This window comes from Lysinibacillus sp. FSL K6-0075 (assembly GCF_038592945.1).
Classification (GTDB): domain Bacteria; phylum Bacillota; class Bacilli; order Bacillales_A; family Planococcaceae; genus Lysinibacillus; species Lysinibacillus fusiformis_F.
In genome coordinates, this window is record NZ_CP151947.1 from 2,687,553 (window position 1) to 2,708,908 (window position 21,356).

Below are 21,356 nucleotides of genomic sequence, written 5' to 3' on the forward strand. Positions count from 1 at the left end.
CTCTTACTCACTTTGGAGCGGGTTTCTTACTTTCTTGATCACTTCTCATTGAATTTGGAGCAGGGGCCTCTCTTTTTGGATCACCTCTCACTCACTTTAGAACGGGTGCCTCACTTTTTGGATCACCTTTCAACCACTTTGGAGCGGGGTCTTCATCTTTATGATCACTTTTCAATCACTTTGGAGCGGAATCCTCTCTTTTGGATCACCTCTAACCCACTTTGGAGCGGGGGGCCTCATTTTTTGATCACTTTTCAATCACTTTAGAGCGGGCCTCACTTTCATGATCACCTCTAACCCACTTGGGAGTGGATTCTTGAATTCCATGATCACTTCTCACCTTATTTAGAGCGACCTCCTCACTTCCACGTTTCCCTAACTTCAGGACAAGTCCTTACTTACTCTTTCGTACCATAGCCGCAACCACACATTCATGCAGGATTCGTAAGCCTTCTTGTAATTCTTCAAAGGTTGCATAGGCATAGGATAGCCGAATATGGTGGTGATTGTGTGGATCGTAAATATAGCCTGGATTGATTAATACTTGTTGCTGCAACAGCTTCATAAAGAGGTCTTTATCTACAAGCGGTTCGTGAAACTTGAGCCAAATATAAAAGCCTCCTTTTGGTTTATTCCAATTCGCTATGTCTTTAAATTTTTCCTGTAAAAGCTGTTCCGTAAAATTGGCTCGCTCCTGTAATTGTTGACGTAATCCAGTGAGATGCTTTTCATATTTTCCTGATTGCAGCCAATGCAGGACAATTTCTTGTGAAATGGCACTTGAGCCATAGTCTGTTTGCATTTTTATATCGGCTAATCGTTCGATGACAGTGGTTGGACCAATGAGCCAGCCAATGCGTAGCCCAGGGCTTAAGGTTTTGGAGACGCTACCAATATAAAGGACTTGCCCACTACTATCCATTGCTTTAATCGGAGGGGATGTCTCTTCAAAAAGCAATTCATGGTAGACATCATCCTCTATAATCGGAATGCGTGATGCCTGGCATGCTTCGTATAGCTGTTCTTTTTCTCGTGTTGTCCACACATACCCTGTTGGATTATGTAAAGTAGGAATTGCGTAAAACACGGCTTGTTTTTTTCGTTTCCTTTGGGACAATGTACTGGCAAGCTGGTCATCACGCTGAATGCTAATCATTTGCATGCCGACGGACTGAAATGGATGAACAGAATTTAAATACGAAGTTGGCTCCTGAAACACAATGGACCCTTGCTCTAATAAACCAACAGCAATCAACTGTAGTGCCTGAAGAGCACCTGAGACAATACAGATGTTTTGAGGCTCGGCAGTAATACCCCTTTTTTGGACATATTCACAAATTGCTGCACGAAGCTGGTCATTTCCCTGTGGTGAAGAGTAGCCTAATGCTTTGGGTTGAAAGGATAGCTCTCGAAGTGATGCTTCTATTTCCTCGGTGGGCAACAAGCTAGGTGCTAGCTCTCCCGTTCCTAAACGAATTACATCATCACGCTGTTCGTATTCATTAATTAATTGGATGGTATGATAATTTGGTTTATGGATGCTTGTCTCAATATAAGTTTGCCAATTCGGCTGTGTTTGTTGGATTAATGCATGCCAGGAATGGTGTGTAACGTAAACCCCAGAGCCTACTTTTGCTTCAAGGATGCCCATTGCTTTTAATTCCTCCAAAGCCTGTTGAACAGTGCTACGGTTCACATCGAACTGGATGGCCAGCTGTCTTTGGGTGGGCAGTTTTGTCCCTGCTACCCAGTCTCCTCGTTCCACTTGGGCTGTTATCCACTGTACAATCTGCTGCTGTAATGTAGTGTCACTTTGTCTATTCGGCTGCCAGCTCATGATCCCTCTCCTTCCATTCTATAAAATTGGGTGGATAAAAAACCATCCAATTGGTCGTTTTCTTTTAGTTATATCATATCTAAAATGAGTAGTGAAAGGAGGAATGATCGTTGGAAGCTTTTCTGCATGGTATCATTTTAGCATTCGGACTCATATTGCCATTAGGCGTTCAAAATGTTTTTGTTTTTTCGCAAGGTGCTACACAACCAAATTTATTACGCGCTTTGCCAGCAAGTGTGACAGCTGCGATCTGTGATACAATGCTCATTCTGCTTGCAGTATTCGGTCTATCACTAATTGTCCTACAATTTGAGTGGCTGCGTATCACTTTAATGACTATTGGTATCGTTTTTTTACTTTATATGGGCTATACCATTTGGCGTTCGAATCCAGCAACCACTGAAAATAGTGAAGCATTGCCCATAAAAAAACAAATTCTCTTCGCACTTTCGGTGTCACTTCTCAATCCACATGCTATTTTAGATACAATCGGCGTCATTGGTACGAGCGCATTAAAATATAGTGGTACAGAGCAAATGATGTTCACTGTTGCTTGTGTGTTCATTTCTTGGCTATGGTTTTTCGGTCTGACATTGACAGGCGCCTCATTCAAAAAACTCGATAGCTCTGGAAAGCTGATGCGTATTTTTAATAAATGCTCTGCCATCTTTATTTGGGCAACAGCATGTTACCTCGCAAGTGGCTTATTGTAGCATACATAGAAAATGCTCAGGAGGAATCCCTGAGCATTTCTTTTATAGAGTGACAAACAAAGTGAGTTTTTCATTAAACAATGCCGTCTCAATGGATTTCGCATGAGGCCATTCCTCGCCATAATGAATAGCTTTGACTAATACATTGGCTTGTAATAAAGATTCATGCTGTTGAATGATGGAAAGCACCTCTGCACTACCATTAAAAGCAATCGATACATATTGCTCCACTGGTAGCTGCCATTTTTTTCGTGCATCTTGTATTGTACGAATCAATTCTCGCATTTGCCCTTCTTGTAGCAAGTTCTCTGTGAGTTGAACATTCATCAAGACACGGCATGTGCTATCCTCCGCTAAAATATAGTGATCCTTCACGATTGATTCAGCTATCACATGTTCTGTTACTAATGTTAGCTGTTGACCTTCCATCATGATATCCACTGTTCCTTGTTGTTGTAGCTTTTGTTTCTCATCATCCGTTAATGTCAACACATATTCTTTTACTTGATTAACCTTTGGACCAAATGCCGCTCCAGCCGTTTTAAAATTCAGCTTGTAATACACGCTTTCATAAGCCGAAAAATCATATGTCCATCTACAAACTTTGATGTTTAACTCATCCTGAATGAGTTCGCAATAGACTTGATAATCTGCCGGTTCACCTCCAATGGCAACAATGAGCTCACTTAAAGGCTGTTTAACCTTGATTCCCTGACTATTACGAATGCTACGTCCAAGTTCCACAGCTGTTAAAACCGTTGCCATTTCTTGTTCAAGCTTCATATCCACTAGTTGATCGTTGAATGTTGGATATTTCTCAAGATGAACACTTTTCCCACATAATTGACGGTAGATATCCTCTGCTATAAACGGTGTAAACGGAGCTGCTAATTGACAAATGGATGTAAGCACCTCATAAAGTGTGCTAAATGCACCGCGTTTATCTGCTGTCATTCCATTTGCCCAAAATCTAGCGCGTGACCGACGAATATACCAATTGCTTAACTCCTCTACCAATTGACCAATTTCCCGTGTAGCCTGTGTAAATTGATAATCATCCATGGATGTTGTGACAAGCTGGATAGTATGATGTAAGCGAGACAATATCCAACGATCTAGTTGTGAGCGTGTACCTGTATTTGTAGCATCGTACGTAAAGCCATCGATTTGGGCATACATTTCATAAAATTTAAACGTATTGTCGAGTGTATCCACTAGTTTAGATTTCGCATCTAGGACAATTTTCTTAGAAAAACGCTTTGGATTCCATGGGGAGCTATCAACTAAAAATGCCCAGCGTAAAGCATCTGCTCCATACTGCTCAATTAACTCAACAGGCTCTAACGCATTGCCTTTACTTTTGGACATCTTCTGTCCATGCTCATCCAGTACATGCCCTAACGATAGCACATTTTTATAAGGTGGTTTTCCTGTAAATAAGGTCGAAACCGCTAATAAGCTATAGAAAAATCCTCGCGTTTGGTCGATTCCCTCAATAACAACATCTGCTGGAAACTGATGATGAAAAGTCGCTCCATCCTCAAAAGGATAGTGCTGTTGGGCAAATGGCATCGAGCCACTGTCAAACCAAACATCGATAACTTCAGGCGTACGTTTCATGTCGCCTTGACAGACAGGACAGGTACAGACAATGTCATCAATAAATGGTTTATGGAGCTCTAATTGCTCATCGACAGTCCCTTTGGCTAATTGTTTTAGTGCTGCAATACTGTTAGGTGCCTCCTCATGAGTGCAGTCCTGACAAATCCATACATTGAGCGGTGTCCCCCAATAGCGATTACGACTAATATTCCAATCCACTAAGTTTTCTAAGAAGTTGCCAAAGCGACCATCCTTGATATGGCTAGGATACCATGTCACCTGTTGATTATTTTGTAAAAGCTGCTCTTTTAATGCAGACATTTTGATAAACCAGCTATCTGTTGCGTAGTACAGCAATGGGGAATCACAGCGCCAGCAATGCGGGTAGCTGTGCTCATATTTTTCTTTAGCAAATAAAAGCTCATTTGCTGCAAGCATCTTAATGATATCGACATCACAGTCTTTCACAAATCGTCCGACAAGCTCAGGTACAGTTTCTGTATAACAGCCTTTAAGATCGACTACATTGACAAAGGACAAATCATTTTGTTGGACCGTTTTATAATCGTCTTCTCCATAAGCCGGCGCTATGTGTACGATCCCTGTTCCACTATGCTCTGTCACATAATCCGCCATGACAACAACATGACCTTTATCGACGGTTATATAGGAAAATGGCGGTAAATAGGAAACACCCGCAAAATCCTGCCCGTCATGCTCACTTAATATTTCCACAGGCTCTGAAAAAACCTTTGATACTAACGATTTGGCGAGGATATATATGTTATTTGCATGCCTTACACGTACATATCGAAGAGCAGGATTCATAGCCAAAGCTACATTGGCTGGTAACGTCCAAGGTGTCGTTGTCCAGCCTAAGAAATATTCGTTCTCATTCTGAAGCTTAAACATTGCAGTAACGGATAAATCTTTGACATCCTTATAGCCCTGTGCCACCTCATGAGAGCTTAAGGATGTTTGACAGCTAGGGCAATAAGGTGAAACACGATGCCCTTTGTATAGAAGTTTTTCCTTGTGAACATGGCTTAAAATATGCCACACAGATTCGATATAGTCATTACTTAATGTTAGGTAAGGATCATCCATGTCGAGCCAGTAGCCAAGCTGCTCTGTAAAGGTACGCCATTTTTGCTCATAGGTAAAAACGCTCTTTTTACATGCCTGAATAAAACGCTCTACCCCGAAGTTTTCAATCTCCTGCTTTCCAGATATGCCTAATGTCTTTTCTACCCCTAATTCCACAGGCAAACCATGTGTATCCCAGCCTGCTTTTCGTTCAACCAAATAGCCTTGCATCGTTTTATAACGTGCCACGACATCTTTTATGGTTCTACCAAATGCATGGCCAACATGTGGTAAACCATTCGCTGTTGGTGGTCCCTCATAAAACACAAAGGGCTGCTGTCCAGCACGATTGCTAACGGATTTGGTGAAGGTCCCTTCTTGCGCCCACAATGCACGAATCCTTGTTTCTCGTTCAACCGTTGTTTCTTTCTTTTGTTCTTTCTGCATATTAGCTCCTCCTATACAAGCAAATTTGTATAAAAGGCATACAAAAAACCCCGTCCCAAGGAAAAGGGACGGGGTTAACCGCGAATACCACCCTAATTCTATTGACACGATGGCCAATAGCACTCAGCAACGTACAATCATACGTGTTCTTTTTAACGGTAGACACCCGGATTAGCTTACTCGATTCAGCTAATCTTCTCAGAGAGGATTTTCATGTAACACCTGCACACCGACTTCCACCAAATGTCGGCTCTCTGTAGAACAAAATGAAACACTACTCTTTCTCATCAACGAATTTGTATGCTTTTATTGTCCTTCATCTTAGCAAATTACCAATTGTCTGTCAACAGTGGACAATCTTAAAAATTTTCGTTGAGACAAGTGGCTATATTTTGATGGAGAACAGCATACCGTGGCTGATGAATGGTTTGAATCAAAAAGCTCTTTAGCAAAGTTTTACTATTGAATAGTACTATTCTGTATTGTTCTTCACTCAGCTGTTCCTTTAACGAGGCTATAGTTAATGGCATTTGCTGCACTAGTTGGATGACTTCATTTTGATTCAGTCCCTGCTCCAGCATCGCGAATATTGGCACTAATAGCCTTTCATCTTCATTATGGATAAAGACGTAATCTGGTTGTAAATAGATGGACCATAATGCATGTAGCAAATCGACACAGGCTGTTTTTAGTGATTTAGGATTTTTCACGAGTTCATCGATAGCATCTGAAACATGTGCCACACTATGCGCCCATCCCTTGCCAGGCACATAGCCTCTTACATCCTTTTCAGAGGTTACATAGGTCAGTAACTTCGTTTGACAGTCCTCTATATTAGCCTTGGATAAAAAATTATCTTGTAGATCCCTTGCTAAAATAAGCGCTACTAATAATGATGTAAAGGAGCGAGTAAAGACCCAATCCGATTCCTTTTCTCCAATTCCCTTAACTAATAAATGGTTTAAGCTGTAATCCCACAGCTCCGTTAAGCAACGATGATCCAGCAAGTTTTTTTCTAAAATCCATTCATAAAAGCTGCTATAAATATAGGTATCCCGTAGCTCACTATCAATAGAACCGATGTGTGCTAGCATGGAATGCACAAGCTGCTCTTGATTCTCTAGCTCCATTGTTGTTTGTCCCTTTTTCAATGCTATTAATCGATCCTTTAATTCTTCTTCCTTCAGTACATCTTGTATCAACTGTTTGACTCCCCTTTGCTTATTTATTTTGATACTCACTTTTTCGGTATATCCCATCTAGCTTCCATCCCTCATTAAAACGGACATATGTAAATTCCTTTTGCCAATTATCTTGGTGTACAATCACCTTACTACGCCAAGGAAAGGTTGCCGCGTATACCTGACCACTGCGAACTTCAGCTATGTCATCAGCAACATCTAGAAGTGTCGAAGGAGCAATCGTATTGTGTATCAAATAAAGCTGTCGATCTGAACTGTCCTCAAGCTCTAGCATTACCTGCTGATGAAACGCAATCACTTGCTGATTTGCCTGATAAAGTGAATAAACGAGTGAGCTCCCAAATAACACCATCAATGTTGCCACAATCACAACATGCTTTTTCTTTAAGCCTATATAACATGCCCACTTCTTTTCCTTGTTGTATAAATGGATATAGATTGCTAGACTAATTGGCCATAAAAATAGTAACTGCCAAAAGAGGACAACCCAAAAAAGCGCACCATCTGATACAAAATAACGAATACCAAAGTAATTCAACAACCATAAAGGCATTGACCAACGCCAAGAGGACTCTTCCTGCGACATACTTTTTAAATAAATCAGTAGAAGAGGTAAGCTTAGGAAAAAAGCTGTCGCATTATCTAATATAGCAAATAACAATTCAACACCTCTATTTTAGAAAAATATTACAACTATTGTATATGAATCCAACTTTAAAGAAAAGGCTAGACATTCTATAATCATTGAATGTCTAGCTTCATGTTGTTGAAAAAAGATGATGTCAACGGCAGAAAAAGCAACTTTGCAAGGTGAGGGGTTGATTTCCGTTCCGCCAGCGTCCTTTCCAGGGGGCGTCCGATGAGCCGCTTCACTCACTTCCGTTCGCTCCAGGGTCTCCTCTGTGACGCTCATGATCTGACCCCAAAAATATAAACTTTTTTACGAAGCTTTTCGATACTCAACGGGACTTTTTCCGTTGAGTTTTCTTTTAATCCGCTCATGATTGTAATAGTAAATATACTCTGCTAATGCTTTTGTAAATTCTACATAGTTTTTAAACGTAGTTGTGTACAGAAATTCTGATTTCAGAATACCAAAAAAGCTTTCTATCACGGCATTATCTAAACAATTTCCTTTCCGTGACATACTTTGCTTGATTTCATGTGTTGCCAATAACGCTTTAAAACGTGGTATTTGATATAACCATCCTTGATCAGAATGAATGATTAAGCCACTCTTTTTCGATAACTTTGTATACATAAACGCCTTTTTAAAAGACTGTTGAACTAACTCAAAATTAGGTGATTTTGATACCTCATATCCAACGATCTCTCGATTGAATAAATCTAATACAGCCGATACGTAGATTTTTTGACCGTTTATTTTAAACTCTGTGACATCGGTTACCCATTTCTGATTGGGTGCAGAGGCTTCAAAATCACGTTGGAAGACATTCTCTGCGACATAGCCGACTGTTCCTTTATACGAACGATATTTTTTAGGGCGTACTGTCCCTTTTAAGCCCAATTCTTTCATCAATCGTTGGACCGTTTTATGGTTGATGAAAATCCCTTCATTTCGGAGGGCAAGACAAATACGACGATAGCCATAACGCCCCTTATGGTGATGAAAAAGTATCTGGATTCGTTCTTTAATCGCCTGATATTTATCTGGTTTTACCCATTTTTGAAGATGATAATAATACGTACTTTTCTTAAGTTTCGCGACTTTTAATAGAGCTTGAAGTGGAAATTCCAGCCTTAGCTCATACACAGCTCTCACTTTTTCTTTGGTTTGAAGGCTTCCTTTTCTTGAACTAAGGCTTTCAACTTTTTTAAATAGGCATTTTCCATCCGTAAATACTCAATTTCCGCTTTTAACTCTTCCGTTGTTTTTTCATTTAAATCGGACGAAGGTGGTTGTTTTTTTGGCATTGATCGGTGCTCCTTTTCTATTTGATAGAGCACCTCTCCAGCCTTAGACATCCATTGTTTTTTCCATCTCCGAATGGTTTCACGAGAAGGAATATTAAACTTCGCAGCAGTCTGAAGGAGCGAATCGCCCGTCTCTATCAGGTGTTGAATTACTTTTATTTTAAAAGAATCTTCGTAATTCGTGAACCCTTGAGGACGAATAATTCCTTCAATGCCATGATAGCGATATAATTCAATCCATAATCGAATGTACTGTCGATCCCTCTTTAATCGATTGGCAATCTGATACGTACTTTCCTTTTCTTCAATGTAAGCTAGAACTGCGGCTAACTTTTGTTCATCAGAAATCACTAACTGCACCCCCTATAGTAGATTTTTCAAGTCCAATATTTTGGGTGCAGTTCACTCAATCCCCTAGGAGTGACGCTGGCTCCACTCCAATCAACCATTCTGCAAAGTGTCTTTACTTTTTTCATAGTAGCATAGCGATTAAATCGTCCATTATTTGTATTCTTAGAGGGGATAAACTCTTATTTTCAATGTGGAGAAGTAATGCGTGACAACATCTCTTCATAAAGAGTAGTGAACACCTTCACTTTATCTGAAAACCTTTGCTAAAAAGTCAGTGGGTTGAGTGGAAGGCTACTTGACTCTCGTGGGATAGCGAGACAGGCGAAGCCCTGCACGGAGCGGTAGCGGAGGAAGCGATTCGGCGCTCGCCCACAGGAAAGCAAGTAGCCTGCAACGGAAATCCATTTCTACCTTTCAATTGACTGTTTGTTTTTCAACACTAAAAGGCTAGACATTCTATAATCATTGAATGTCTAGCTTCTTTTTATTGATATTCCTTTACTATTTTCATCTCGACGATATCTTTATAATCAACGAACGGCTGAGTGTCATCGTTCCCAATCGCCTGTCTATACTGTACTTCTACTCGATCGCCAACTGATAGTGTTTTCGGGACATCCACTAGAGGGAACCATGTACCATTGCTATGTTTTTGCACTAATTCATCGACAGATTTTTGACCAATCTCGCTTTCCAGGACACCTGAGACAACTAAAAACTCATGTTCCTTAATTGCTAAGACCGTTCCACTTCTGATGAGCTTCATTTGGCTGTCCTTTTCTGGAATTTTATATTTTTCTTGTAAGGATGCAATGTCTTTATGATAGTGTTGCTCTAAATAATTCATGGCTTCTCGCTCGACAAGCCATGTACGAATTGGATAACTTACATCCTTATAATCGGCTTTGCTTGCCTCCCATAATAAGTTAACTGTGGCCATTTTATAAGCGATTGGCATTGCATATTTAGCAGAAAACTCTTCTTTTGTGATTTGCAGCATTTGTAGTCGTTCATCCATTGTTGGCTGAGTTTCATTGCTAAATCCCTCCATAATCAGCTCTAGCTCTTTATCTACTTGCTCCTGTGAGGGGATTAACTTCCTTGATTGCGCATAAGCAAAAGTCGATTCAAGATATAAAAAACTATCAAAACTTGCCTTATAGAGACGATATTTTCCATTCATATAAGCATCCTTTTGTAAATATAGCTCTAAAATCCGCTCATCTAATACTTGGGGAATCTTAGATGCTTGCTGTTGTTGTTCATTATATTGATGATATATAAACAGCCCTATGCAGATACTTAAAATCATAGCCAAAACGCCATATGGCCAACGTTTAGCAGATTTTTTTTCATGGCGTTGTTGTAAATGCTGGACCACATTTGTCATCACACGCTTTTTGCTTTCTGATAAATCCCTTACTACGCGAACATCCACTTTACTCATGCAGAAGCACCTCCCATTCAACATGCTGTAACTGTAGCTTTAATAACTCTCGCCCACGACGTAGCCTTGTTTTGACGGTGCTTTCAGGAATAGTTAACAGCTCTGCAATGTCCACAACAGGCATTTCTTCAAAATAAAAATGTATAATGACCTCACGCTGCTTGAATGGGAGAGCTAGAATCGCATTTTCAATCAAAGTACGTTCATCTTGCTGTACAAGCATATCTCTTCTCGTGACGGTTTGCTTCGGAAAAATCTTCTGTTGAACTTGAATTTTCCGATAGGTCCAGCTGCGTAAATAATCTTTACTTCGATTACTAACTAATTTCGATAAATAAGCCTTTAGCTCACCACGTTCCTCATAGTTTTGCTGATTATCATAGAATTTAATAAAGACATCTTGTACGATATCTTCAGCGCTTTGTAAATCTCTAACATAATAAAAGGCAAGACGAATAAGCCTCTCTGTATGTTGTTCCATTATTCTTTCCAGTTTATGAATTAGCAACATTCTTCCTCCTCTCTACCCTATTAACGGTGCTCACGGCTTCGAGGTTTGCTTTTTTTTGTCATTTACCCCAAATCATTGTCAGCAAATGGTGTAATCACCTGTTTTTCCGTTGAAGATAGCACGATATTAGTTGAAGGCGTGCCATAAGGCATAGCCGCATCAATAAATTGTTCTAATGTTTCTACTGAATAGGTCGCTAGTTGAACAATATAACTAATTTCCCCTGCCACCCGATAGCATGCCAAAACATCAGGATGGGCATTACAAAAGGAAGAAAGACTTTTACAATCAATGGATTTAAATAAAATAATGGCTTCAATCGTACGTTCCATCTTTTTCAAATTTACCTTTGCATGATAGCCTTCAATCACACCTTGCTCCTCCAGCTTTTTGACTCTTTCAATAACGGCAGGAGAGGATAAATGAACGGTAGTGGCTAATTCCTTCATCGAGATTTTGGCATTTTGCTGTAACTGCTGTAAAATTTGTGTATCAATATGATCCATGGTCCATCACCTTTCAAAATCAATCATTTAGGACATAATACCTTTTCAAATAAAGTTTTTTACCTAAAATCCATTATACAACCTATGTAATCTTTTATCCCTTTTGTTTACAATAAAAGCAATAAAGGAGGCAAAACAAACATGAAAAAAATATTATTACTATTAGCAAATGGCTTTGAAGCAGTGGAAGCAAGCGTCTTTACTGATGTGCTAGGCTGGAATAAATGGGAAGGTGATGGGACAACAGAGGTGGTTACAGTCGGCTTGCATGAACAGCTACAATGCACATGGAATTTTAAAGTCACTCCTGAGAAATTGCTCCATGAAATTAATTTAGAGGAATTTGATGCCTTAGCGATTCCAGGTGGCTTTGAGGAAGCGGGATTTTATGAGGATGCCTTTAGCGAGGAATTTCAGGCAGTCGTTCGCCACTTTGATGAGCACAAAAAACCGATTGCAACAATCTGTGTAGCTTCCCTTATTTTAGGACATAGTGGGATTCTTCAGCAACGTCAAGCAACTACCTATAATCATCCAACAAGTAAACGTTTAGCACAGCTAAAAGGCTATGGCGCAACTATTGTCAACGAGCGCATTGTGCAAACAGATCATATTATCACCTCCTCCAATCCAGGAACAGCTTTTGATGTTGCCTTTCGTTTACTAGAAACACTGACATCTGCTACAAACACAGCGAAAGTAAAAGATTTAATGGGTTTCCACTAAAGCATAAAAAAGTAGGTTTACGCCAATATACTTGGCATAAACCTACTTTTTGTATTATTTGCTTACTGGTGCTGTTTCTGATGCGCTAAAATCCATTTCCTTTGCGTTGTCTAGCACATCTTTTGGAATCGTAATCGTTGTTACCGCATTGAAATCATGATATTTGATCGTTGTTTGCTGTCTTGTTTTGATCGAATTGCCTTCTACTTGCATCTTTAATGTCATATCCATAGCAATTTCTTCTACATCGAATGTTTCTTTATTAATCAATAATTTATATGTGAGACCATCAAAGGAAATATTGCCCAATTGCGCCTCTAAATCAGCATCCATTCCTAAGTCCATTGCGCCAAGCTGCTGCTTCACTAGTTCTGTGAATTTATCGCCAGCGCCCTTTAGAGTTAATTCATAACGGTTTGCTGTTTCAACTAATGTGAAATCTTCAGCAAATGCTTGTAGCATCTCCAATTGTTCTGTTGCATCTGGCTGCATCCCTGTTTGGCTCAGTACATCCTCAAAGAATTGTTTCGGGAACTTCACCCAAGCCTGTTGTTCTGCCTCATACATATACATACCATCTTTAGCCGTCATATACATTTTAATCGGCAAATTGATCGCTTCACCACTTGTTGGATCTGTTAATGACATTGTACCATCCGCAAAGAATTGCATCGGCTCTGTCACAATTTCCATCTTCATGTTGCCTTTAGAATCCATTTTCATGGTTTCCTTACCATCGTTTGCCTCCACTGACTGAGAGATCGTCATGGTAGCCTTCATGCTTTTTAGCTCTTTTTGCTTAGCTAATGTTTTCGTAAACACTTCCTCTAACAAAGCACTATCCTTTGTTGTCGTAGGTTGTTCTTCCGTTACCTGCTCCTCTGTAGGTTTTTCCTCTTTTTCTTCCGTTGTAGGCTTTGTAACCTCAGCTAAGCCTAATGCGTTTACAATAAATGTCGCTAACTGACCACGTGTAACATTTTTATCTACACCAAATTCTGTGGCAGAAACACCCTTCGCAATACCTGCCTCATACAGGGCTGTTACTGCATCTGCGAATGGACTATTTTGTTGTACATCTGAAAATGGACTTTTGCCTTCTGCTGTTAAACCTGCAGCCTCTGCTACCATTATCGCCATTTGACCACGAGTAATCGTGTCATCTGGACGGAATGTATCATCCTCATAGCCTTGTACAACCCCAAGATTAACTAATGTAACGATCGCTTTATAGAATGGGCTAGATGAATCGACATCCTTGAAATTTGGATTCTCTACAGTCATATCCGTTGTTGTTAGTTGGAAAGCACTTGCTATCATCTTCGCCGCCTGTCCACGTGTTACGTCCTGTGAAGGCTTAAATGTACCATCTGGAAAACCATTAATAATATCTTTTGCATGTAATGTGGAAATACTGTTAAAATGCGCATAATCTTCGCTCACATCTGAAAATGGACTTGCAGCCGAAACAGGTACTACCGCAACAGCTGTAATCGCCATTGCCGCTGTTGCCGCTGTATAAAGCTTATGTTTTTTCTTTGTCATAATTAATCGTCCCCCGTTTATGTAAATTTTAATGCTTACCTATTAATTTTATCGAATGGAAGGGGAAAATGCTAGGTTAGTTGGAAATTAAATTATAATTATCCATTATATCCGTCATTTGGTTCGATTTATCCATATTTTGGCCACTTCTATCCATCACTTTCTCAAGAAATAAAAAAACCGACCTCCTAAGAGATCGGTTTTTATGGTGATGATTACTCAGCAGCTTTTGCGCGTAGAACCATTTGTAGGATACCACCGTGACGGTAGTAGTCTACTTCTACTTCTGAGTCGAAACGAGCTAAAGCTTGGAAAGTTTTAACTGTGCCGTCTTCAGATTTAGCAGTTACTGTTAAGATTTCACGTGGTTTCACGTTGTCAGTAATGTTTACAGAGATTTCTTCTTTACCAGTTAAGCCTAATGTATCAGCAGATTCACCTGGCATGAATTGAAGTGGAAGAACACCCATCATTACTAGGTTAGAACGGTGGATACGCTCGTAAGATTGTGCGATTACAGTTTTCACGCCAAGTAGGAATGTACCTTTCGCAGCCCAGTCACGAGAAGAACCCATACCGTAGTCGTTACCAGCAAGTACGACTAAGCCAGTACCTTGCTCTTGGTATTTCATACATGCGTCATAGATGTACTCTACTTCGCCTGTTGGCCAGTAAGTAGTGAATCCACCCTCTGTACCAGGAGCCACTTGGTTACGGATACGGATGTTTGCAAATGTACCACGCATCATTACTTCGTGGTTACCACGACGAGAACCGTAAGAGTTGAAGTCACGGATTGCAACACCGTTTTCAATTAAATATTTACCTGCAGGTGTATCTTTACCGATTGCACCAGCTGGAGAAATATGGTCAGTTGTGATTGAGTCACCAAACTTCGCCATAATGCGTAAGCCGTCTAAGCCTTTAATAGCTTCTGGCTCTTTTGCAAGACCTTGGAAGAATGGTGGGTTTTGGATGTAAGTTGATTTGTCATCAAATGTGTAAAGAGACTCAGTTGATGTTTCAATTGCATTCCATTTTTCGTTCGCTGTGAATACAGTTTCGTATTCTTTTTGGAATAACTCACGGTTAACAACAGTACCTAATACTGCGTTAACTTCTTCAGTTGAAGGCCAGATATCAGCGAAGAATACTTCGTTACCATCTTTGTCTTTACCGAATGAATCTTTTTGTAGATCGATATCCACTGTACCAGCAAGTGCATAAGCAACAACAAGTGGTGGAGAAGCTAAGTAGTTAGCTTTTACAAGTGGGTGTACACGACCTTCAAAGTTACGGTTACCAGAAAGAACTGAAGTTACGAATAAGTCATTTTCTTTAATTGCATCTTCGATTTCAGGTAATAATGGACCTGAGTTACCGATACATGTTGTACAACCGTAACCTACAGTGTTGAAACCGATTTGGTCAAGGTACGTTTGTAAACCTGAATCTTCAAGGTAACCAGTTACAACTTTAGAACCTGGTGCTAAAGAAGTTTTTACCCATTTCGGCACTGTAAGACCTTTTTCTACAGCTTTTTTCGCCACTAAGCCCGCAGCAATCAATACGTATGGGTTAGATGTGTTTGTACAAGAAGTGATGGCAGCAATTGCAACAGCACCTGTTGGAATTTCTACATCGCCTTCAGCGAATTTCGCTACAGAAGTTTTTGCGAATTCATCTTCTGTTAAACCGAAACCTTGTGTACCTTGTGGTGCCACTACTGCTTCTTTGTAACGAGAACGCATTTGAGATAGTGGAATTAAGTCTTGTGGACGTTTTGGACCAGAAAGGTTTGGTTCGATTTCAGCTAAGTTTACTTCTAAAACATCAGTGTAAACTGGCTCTAATGTTGGATTGAAGAACATATGGTTCGCTTTTAAGTAAGCTTCTACAACCGCGATGTGCTCTTCGTCACGACCAGTTAAACGCATGTAGTTTAATGATTCTTCGTCAATTGCGAAGTAACCACATGTAGCACCATATTCAGGAGCCATGTTAGAAATTGTCGCACGGTCAGCTAGTGGTAATTTAGATACGCCAGGTCCGAAGAACTCAACGAATTTACCAACTACGCCACGTTGACGTAATACTTGTGTTACTTTTAATGCTAAGTCAGTAGCAGTTGTTCCGTTTGGAAGATCGCCAACTAATTTAACACCGATAACTTCTGGAATTGGGAAGTATGAAGGCTGACCAAGCATACCTGCTTCAGCTTCGATACCACCTACGCCCCATCCAAGAACGCCGATACCGTTGATCATTGTTGTATGAGAGTCAGTACCTACTACTGAATCTGGGAATGTTTCGAATGTGCCATCAGCATTTTCGTTTACGTGTACAACTGGAGCTAAGTACTCTAAGTTTACTTGGTGAACGATACCTGTTGCTGGTGGTACAGCACGGAAGTTATTGTAAGCAGTTTGAGCCCATTTTAAGAAGTTATAACGCTCAGCGTTACGTTCGAATTCTAGGTCCATGTTTGCTTGTAATGCAGATGCATTACCGTATTTGTCAACTTGTACTGAGTGGTCAATTACAAGGTCAACTGGAATAGCAGGGTTGATTTTGCTTGGGTCGCCGCCCATTTCCTTCATTGCAGAACGAAGAGATGCAAGGTCAACAACTACTGGTACACCAGTAAAGTCTTGTAATACAACACGAGAAGGTTTGAATGGTACTTCTGCTTCTGGGTCAGCACCGTTACCCCATTTTGCTAATTCGTTTACGTGTTCTTCTTTAATTACATACGCATCATATTGACGTAAAACAGATTCTAATAATACTTTAATTGAATAAGGAAGGTTTGAAACTTTTGCAACGCCAGCTTTTTCAATCGCAGCTAAATCATAGTAATTGTAAGTTTTACCATTCACTTCGAATGATGCACGGCTGTTGTGTAAATTACCTTGTGCCATTTGCGGATCCCCCTAATATATATCTTTTTGAAAAGGCTTTAAAAATGTGTAGCATCTTTTCTCCAATACCCATGATAGCGCATTTATATTCATAAGTAAATTACATTAATATTATCTTTTTTGATAAGCATAACTTATGACCTTGGTTTCTATCCTGATATTTTTAATTTTTTGATGTGCATAATATCAAGGTTTTGTATTAATGAGGGTTTCTATACCTGTCTAACGAAGCATATCTAAGTGTATTTAACTGGGGTACTTTTTGGGGCACTCGCTGGGGCACCTGTAACTTTTTTTAAAATGGTGCCCCAGTTCGTAAAATGTAGATAAAGAAGGTTTGGACAGGTACTATTTTATAAGGAAAGAACGATATAAATTCCCTTAAAGTTAATATTATTTCTTTGCCACAGTTTGCGGCATTTTTATTTTGATTTTTTACTATACAAACAATTTTCTACTATATTAAAATATTTTTATAATGGTACCTTCTAGTGGTTCATCTTGTTTGAAAATGCTAAAGATTTTTGTTTGCTTTCTCTCATTGCTTCAGTAATGATTTTGAAATTTCTTCTAAATCAAATTCATCACGTTCCATGTGTTTGGGCTCTTTTTTCTTTATTGGTATTTTTATTATAGGCTATCATATTTGACAGCTTTAAAATCTTTCTTTGAAATTAATACTTATAATATTTTCATCTCTTTGGATCATTCTGATTACGTTGTAACCCTGTGCTCTTAAAAGGTTTAGAGCAACATCATCTGTTAGTGCTTCATGTTCACCGTGTGATAAATGTAAGCTTGATAAACCTATAATTGGTACATTATCGGGCTCACGTTTGAATAAAAAGCGTACTGGTACTATTACTTCATAGCTCATAATCTCCACCTCTTTTCACAAATATTTCTACATATAAGTTTAAAGACCCTTCCATTAAATCGAATATCAACTTTATTTCTATGTACAAAACATCCTGATTTTCCTAAAATGGTAAATAGTAGATAGGTATATTGAGGTGAATACAAATGAATAATTGTCCTAATTGTTTAGCTAGTAGTCCTTTTAAGAAAGTATATAGAGATGGTTTAGTATTTGTGAAATGTGAATATTGTAATACAATTTTTGAAGATACTTCAACGAGAAAAATGAGAGACGCGTCAGAGCGAGTACGAAAGGAAGTCCAAAACAAAGTCACAAACGAAGAAAACATTCGCGCAGCTGAAAAATTCGTTTGGGGTATAGTAGTTCTAATCATTATTTGAGTTATTATTGACGCAATGTTATGGAATAATTAATCACTACAATGCCCAGGCTCAAAATAATTTGAGTTTAGTGCTAAGATGGTAGACATAATATACCAAATACGGTACAGTAATTTTAGGTAAATTAATTTAATTTTACTTTGACACAGGAAGCACCTGGGGATAAGTCATCTTTATGATGGCTTTATCCTCAGGTGCTTTTTCATTTGAAAGGAGGTGAAAAATATGCTAGGATTTCTTAAATTATCAGTCTTAGCTTCAATCTTTATATTGGTATCTGCATTAGGGTTAATTTTCCTATGTAACAATTTCATTAGATTTAGAAAGAACAGATACTATGACTTACGATTAAAGTTATACTGGGCTGGAGCTATTGTAATTACTATTGGATTAACATTTCTTTTTACCCATTAAAAAACATTGCCCGATAAGACAATACTATCGGGCATGATTTTCTTTCCTATTGTTAAAAAATCTATACCATATTATCGTTGAGAAATAATAATTTTCAAACCTTCAAAATCGCCACTTGTCATCGTACCTTGGTCGAATTTATCAAGCCATGACTTATCGATTTTCTTTTTATCAACTGCTTGTTTAATGTAGTCACGTACAGCAGCTTTAGTTGTATCGTTTGTGAATTTCATTGTGTCATCATCCTCCTTAACTATATGTTGTGGTTTGTCCAAGCCATTCAGAATATCCAACTTGAATTGTTTCTCTGTAATCCCCATGCTTGCTAAATAATCATAAGGATCTATATGCGTTGTTCCTTTAAGATTTTCTGTAATCCATCGATGTGACTTGATACCATTACCACTGCCATCAAGTACAACAGGTATTCCAGCCTCTATAGCTAGTTCACGTAACAGCCAAATATAAGCAGCATAATCCTTTTTAAATTGTTCTTTATCATCGGTACGAGCCAACTCAACTTGTGCATAGCTGAGTGGATTCCCCTTAGGACCACAACCGTATTGCACACGATTAACTGGCGCAATTTGCACGATTCGTCCACCACCGCCTACCCAGTGAGACGTAAATGCATTAGCTTTATTTCGGATCATATACGCAATTTCATTTTCTAATGCATCAGGACCGCAATTTTTTGGATTTCCTGACTCATGAGCAATTACATACTTAACAGCTTCTAATCGTGTGTTTGGTAATCCAGACATTAAGCGTTTTTCAATTTGATAAGTCATTTTGCACCACCCGTTGGCTTGTCATATTTTAAAGCTCTTTCACTATCGTTTATACCTGGTGTTGTTGGATCGTGTACGATTCCGATTAACGCGAGAATAGTCAGTACTGTCTCGACTACGTTCGTTACCTGCGCACTAACAAGTGTAATGTCTGCGCCTCATATTGAAGCAATTTGTTGTGCTAGGACGATAATAAGCGCCCATAGAGATAATAAAAACGTTTTATTTTTAAAGCGTACTTTCCAGTTAATTTTCATGTGTAATTCCTCCATTTATAGTTTCATGAAATTTAGTACAAGTGCAATGACTGCCACTGCCCAGCCACCCCAGTTCTGAATGGCTTCAAGTACCTTGTTTTTACCTATGGATACAGCTTCAATTTGCACCATCAATTCTTTCACTTGATCAACCTCAAGTTTTAATCCTTGGTACTCTTCACGCAATCCATTGTACTGTTTAATCAAATTACGAGTTTCTTGCATTTCTCCGCGTAATGCATTTATTTGTTCGAACAATTCTTTATTCGAATACCATTCTTCGCCCATCTTGGCCACCTGCCTCACAAATAAAAATAGCACTGCTCGGTACAGTGCATCACTTAGATCTTGTTGTATATAAACAACCCTCCACTAATGATTGTGGAAAGGCTTCATGAAAAAACCCCGCCTAAAGGCGAGGTTCTAATAAAACTAATTAAGAGTAATTTTATTTAAACTCCACGTTTCTGAAACAGCGTTATAAATTGCTTTATACACACTTTCTTCATCATTACTCTTTCTAGTACCAAAAGTGATATTGACTACTTCCAAACCCGGTTGGATTTCTAATGCTGCAAAATTAAAGCTATTGTAAATTAGAGTTGGATCTGGGCGGCTTTCATTAGGTATGAGTACTCCTTGCCAACCTAACACTTGAGCTTTAACAGGTTCTGAAAACACTACAGAAAAACCATTTGCATCATTAGTTTCGCCTATCACCACTAATGATTCTTGTTCGCTATTCTCGCCTTATACACATCAGTGTTTTATAACGAGCCTTCACCGTACAGGCGACTTTCATCGCATACGGCGATCCGTCAGCAAGAGATCTTCAAAACTTATTTCCCCTATCGTCATCATAATTACAAATATAAAGTTAATCAATAGAATCACGACAAGGTAAAGAAATCTTAACGTACCCTCTCATTATTCACTTCACCACCGATTGACTTTGTTAATAGTACTTCTTTCATTTTACTATCACCTATCCTTCGCCAATTTTTGTGTAAATAAAAAGCCATAAGGCGAATAGAAATTCAGTAATATGTTTCGTTGCCCATCTCGATTGCTCTCATAGCAAAAAAATACATAAAAAATAACACTGCTCACCACGAAAGTGAAAAGCAAAAAGAAACCTCACCAAAAGGTGAGGCCTTAAAATTACTCATTAATAAATACTCGGTTATTACGTGTAGTATCTACATTTAAGTTGATATAATATTTTTCGTTTGGATTTGAAAAACTTTGAACTACAACAACGAAATTATCCTGTGCAAAAATTGATAAATCGCTGTCAACATTCACATCAAATGTAAGTGTATGTTCATTCTTAACTGTTACAGTAACACCCTCATTAGGTCCTGTAAAATTGAGTACTCCATCAAAACCTGTTTCAGCTCCATTAAACTCTACATAGACAATATAATCTGCCCCACCAATAGGAGTTTCTTTAAAAACCTCTGTTGACATAAATCGAGTTGCTGTATTTCCATAAGTTCTATATATTGCTTGATTAGGTCCTATTGCCTCTGTGAGTGTTTTTTTGTTTCCTATAACAGTGAAGTTCACTTCGTTTGATGTCCAATCAACTTTATTTACAAATACCGGTCCGCTATTCTCGTCTTATACCTATTGGTTTTATAACGAGCCTTCACCGTACAGGCGACTTTCATCGCATACGGCGATCCGTCAGCAGTAGATCTTCAAAACTTATTTCCCCTATCGTCATCATAATTACAAATATAAAGTTAATCAATAGAATCACGACAAGGTAAAGAAATCTTAACGTACCCATTCATTTAGAC

General features: G+C 38.9%; 18 protein-coding genes, 1 pseudogene and 1 other annotated feature. Of the genes and pseudogenes, 2 read left to right on the forward strand and 17 right to left on the reverse strand.

Annotation, left to right across the window (positions count from 1 at the left end):
- Window positions 1-394: 394 nt before the first annotated feature.
- Window positions 395-1,837 carry a PLP-dependent aminotransferase family protein gene (locus MHB65_RS13200; RefSeq protein ID WP_342440636.1) on the reverse strand — a complete coding sequence of 481 codons (1,443 nt, stop codon included), beginning with the start codon at window positions 1,835-1,837 and terminating at the stop codon, window positions 395-397.
- A 110-nt stretch (window positions 1,838-1,947) separates the two neighbouring features.
- On the opposite strand from MHB65_RS13200, the gene MHB65_RS13205 reads away from it, so the two are divergent.
- On the forward strand, window positions 1,948-2,550 hold the full coding sequence (locus MHB65_RS13205; protein WP_342440637.1) for a LysE/ArgO family amino acid transporter: 603 nt from the start codon (window positions 1,948-1,950) through the stop codon (window positions 2,548-2,550).
- 42 nt (window positions 2,551-2,592) lie between these two features.
- Here MHB65_RS13205 and ileS read toward each other — a convergent pair whose 3' ends face one another.
- The 8 genes from ileS to MHB65_RS13245 form a co-directional block, all read right to left on the reverse strand.
- A complete protein-coding gene (gene ileS, locus MHB65_RS13210; protein ID WP_342440638.1) occupies window positions 2,593-5,685 on the reverse strand; it encodes an isoleucine--tRNA ligase in 3,093 nt (1,030 codons plus the stop codon).
- 61 nt (window positions 5,686-5,746) lie between these two features.
- Window positions 5,747-5,985: a binding site (T-box leader), on the reverse strand.
- 59 nt (window positions 5,986-6,044) lie between these two features.
- Window positions 6,045-6,887 (reverse strand): DUF2785 domain-containing protein, encoded by an 843-nt coding sequence (locus MHB65_RS13215; RefSeq protein ID WP_342440639.1) that lies wholly within the window; start codon window positions 6,885-6,887, stop codon window positions 6,045-6,047.
- Between the two features lie 19 nt (window positions 6,888-6,906).
- On the reverse strand, window positions 6,907-7,548 hold the full coding sequence (locus MHB65_RS13220; RefSeq protein WP_342440640.1) for a hypothetical protein: 642 nt from the start codon (window positions 7,546-7,548) through the stop codon (window positions 6,907-6,909).
- 279 nt (window positions 7,549-7,827) lie between these two features.
- Complete coding sequence (locus tag MHB65_RS13225) at window positions 7,828-8,670, reverse strand: IS3 family transposase (protein WP_342440641.1); 843 nt, start codon at window positions 8,668-8,670, stop codon at window positions 7,828-7,830.
- Complete coding sequence (locus tag MHB65_RS13230; RefSeq protein WP_342440642.1) at window positions 8,667-9,173, reverse strand: helix-turn-helix domain-containing protein; 507 nt, start codon at window positions 9,171-9,173, stop codon at window positions 8,667-8,669. Before MHB65_RS13230 ends, MHB65_RS13225 begins: the two co-directional genes overlap by 4 nt.
- 484 nt (window positions 9,174-9,657) lie before the next feature.
- A complete protein-coding gene (locus MHB65_RS13235) occupies window positions 9,658-10,620 on the reverse strand; it encodes a DUF3221 domain-containing protein (RefSeq protein WP_342440643.1) in 963 nt (320 codons plus the stop codon).
- Complete coding sequence (locus MHB65_RS13240; protein ID WP_342440644.1) at window positions 10,613-11,131, reverse strand: sigma-70 family RNA polymerase sigma factor; 519 nt, start codon at window positions 11,129-11,131, stop codon at window positions 10,613-10,615. The genes MHB65_RS13235 and MHB65_RS13240 overlap by 8 nt, the downstream gene beginning before the upstream one ends.
- Window positions 11,132-11,193: 62 nt before the next feature.
- Window positions 11,194-11,637 carry an Lrp/AsnC family transcriptional regulator gene (locus MHB65_RS13245; RefSeq protein ID WP_016994226.1) on the reverse strand — a complete coding sequence of 148 codons (444 nt, stop codon included), beginning with the start codon at window positions 11,635-11,637 and terminating at the stop codon, window positions 11,194-11,196.
- 141 nt (window positions 11,638-11,778) lie between these two features.
- Here MHB65_RS13245 and MHB65_RS13250 point away from each other — a divergent pair, with 141 nt between their 5' ends.
- Window positions 11,779-12,363, forward strand: coding sequence for a DJ-1/PfpI family protein (locus tag MHB65_RS13250; protein WP_342440645.1), 585 nt, complete (start codon window positions 11,779-11,781; stop codon window positions 12,361-12,363).
- Between the two features lie 54 nt (window positions 12,364-12,417).
- Here MHB65_RS13250 and MHB65_RS13255 read toward each other — a convergent pair whose 3' ends face one another.
- From MHB65_RS13255 to MHB65_RS13290, 8 genes and pseudogenes are all read right to left on the reverse strand, one after another.
- Window positions 12,418-13,908 carry an S-layer homology domain-containing protein gene (locus MHB65_RS13255; RefSeq protein ID WP_342440646.1) on the reverse strand — a complete coding sequence of 497 codons (1,491 nt, stop codon included), beginning with the start codon at window positions 13,906-13,908 and terminating at the stop codon, window positions 12,418-12,420.
- Window positions 13,909-14,123: 215 nt separating this feature from the next.
- Entirely contained in the window at window positions 14,124-16,829 is a 2,706-nt protein-coding gene (gene acnA, locus MHB65_RS13260; protein ID WP_205443747.1) for an aconitate hydratase AcnA, read from the reverse strand.
- 655 nt (window positions 16,830-17,484) lie between these two features.
- Window positions 17,485-17,706, reverse strand: a complete 222-nt coding sequence (locus MHB65_RS13265) for a hypothetical protein (protein ID WP_342440647.1) — start codon at window positions 17,704-17,706, stop codon at window positions 17,485-17,487.
- Between the two features lie 868 nt (window positions 17,707-18,574).
- Complete coding sequence (locus MHB65_RS13270; RefSeq protein WP_205443749.1) at window positions 18,575-19,294, reverse strand: peptidoglycan recognition family protein; 720 nt, start codon at window positions 19,292-19,294, stop codon at window positions 18,575-18,577.
- Window positions 19,291-19,566 (reverse strand): annotated as a pseudogene (locus MHB65_RS13275) (phage holin). Before MHB65_RS13275 ends, MHB65_RS13270 begins: the two are co-directional and overlap by 4 nt.
- Entirely contained in the window at window positions 19,567-19,839 is a 273-nt protein-coding gene (locus MHB65_RS13280) for a hypothetical protein (RefSeq protein ID WP_016994216.1), read from the reverse strand.
- A gap of 144 nt (window positions 19,840-19,983) precedes the next feature.
- Window positions 19,984-20,271, reverse strand: coding sequence for a hypothetical protein (locus tag MHB65_RS13285; RefSeq protein WP_342440648.1), 288 nt, complete (start codon window positions 20,269-20,271; stop codon window positions 19,984-19,986).
- Between the two features lie 441 nt (window positions 20,272-20,712).
- Window positions 20,713-21,120, reverse strand: coding sequence for a hypothetical protein (locus tag MHB65_RS13290; RefSeq protein ID WP_342440649.1), 408 nt, complete (start codon window positions 21,118-21,120; stop codon window positions 20,713-20,715).
- Window positions 21,121-21,356: the final 236 nt, after the last annotated feature.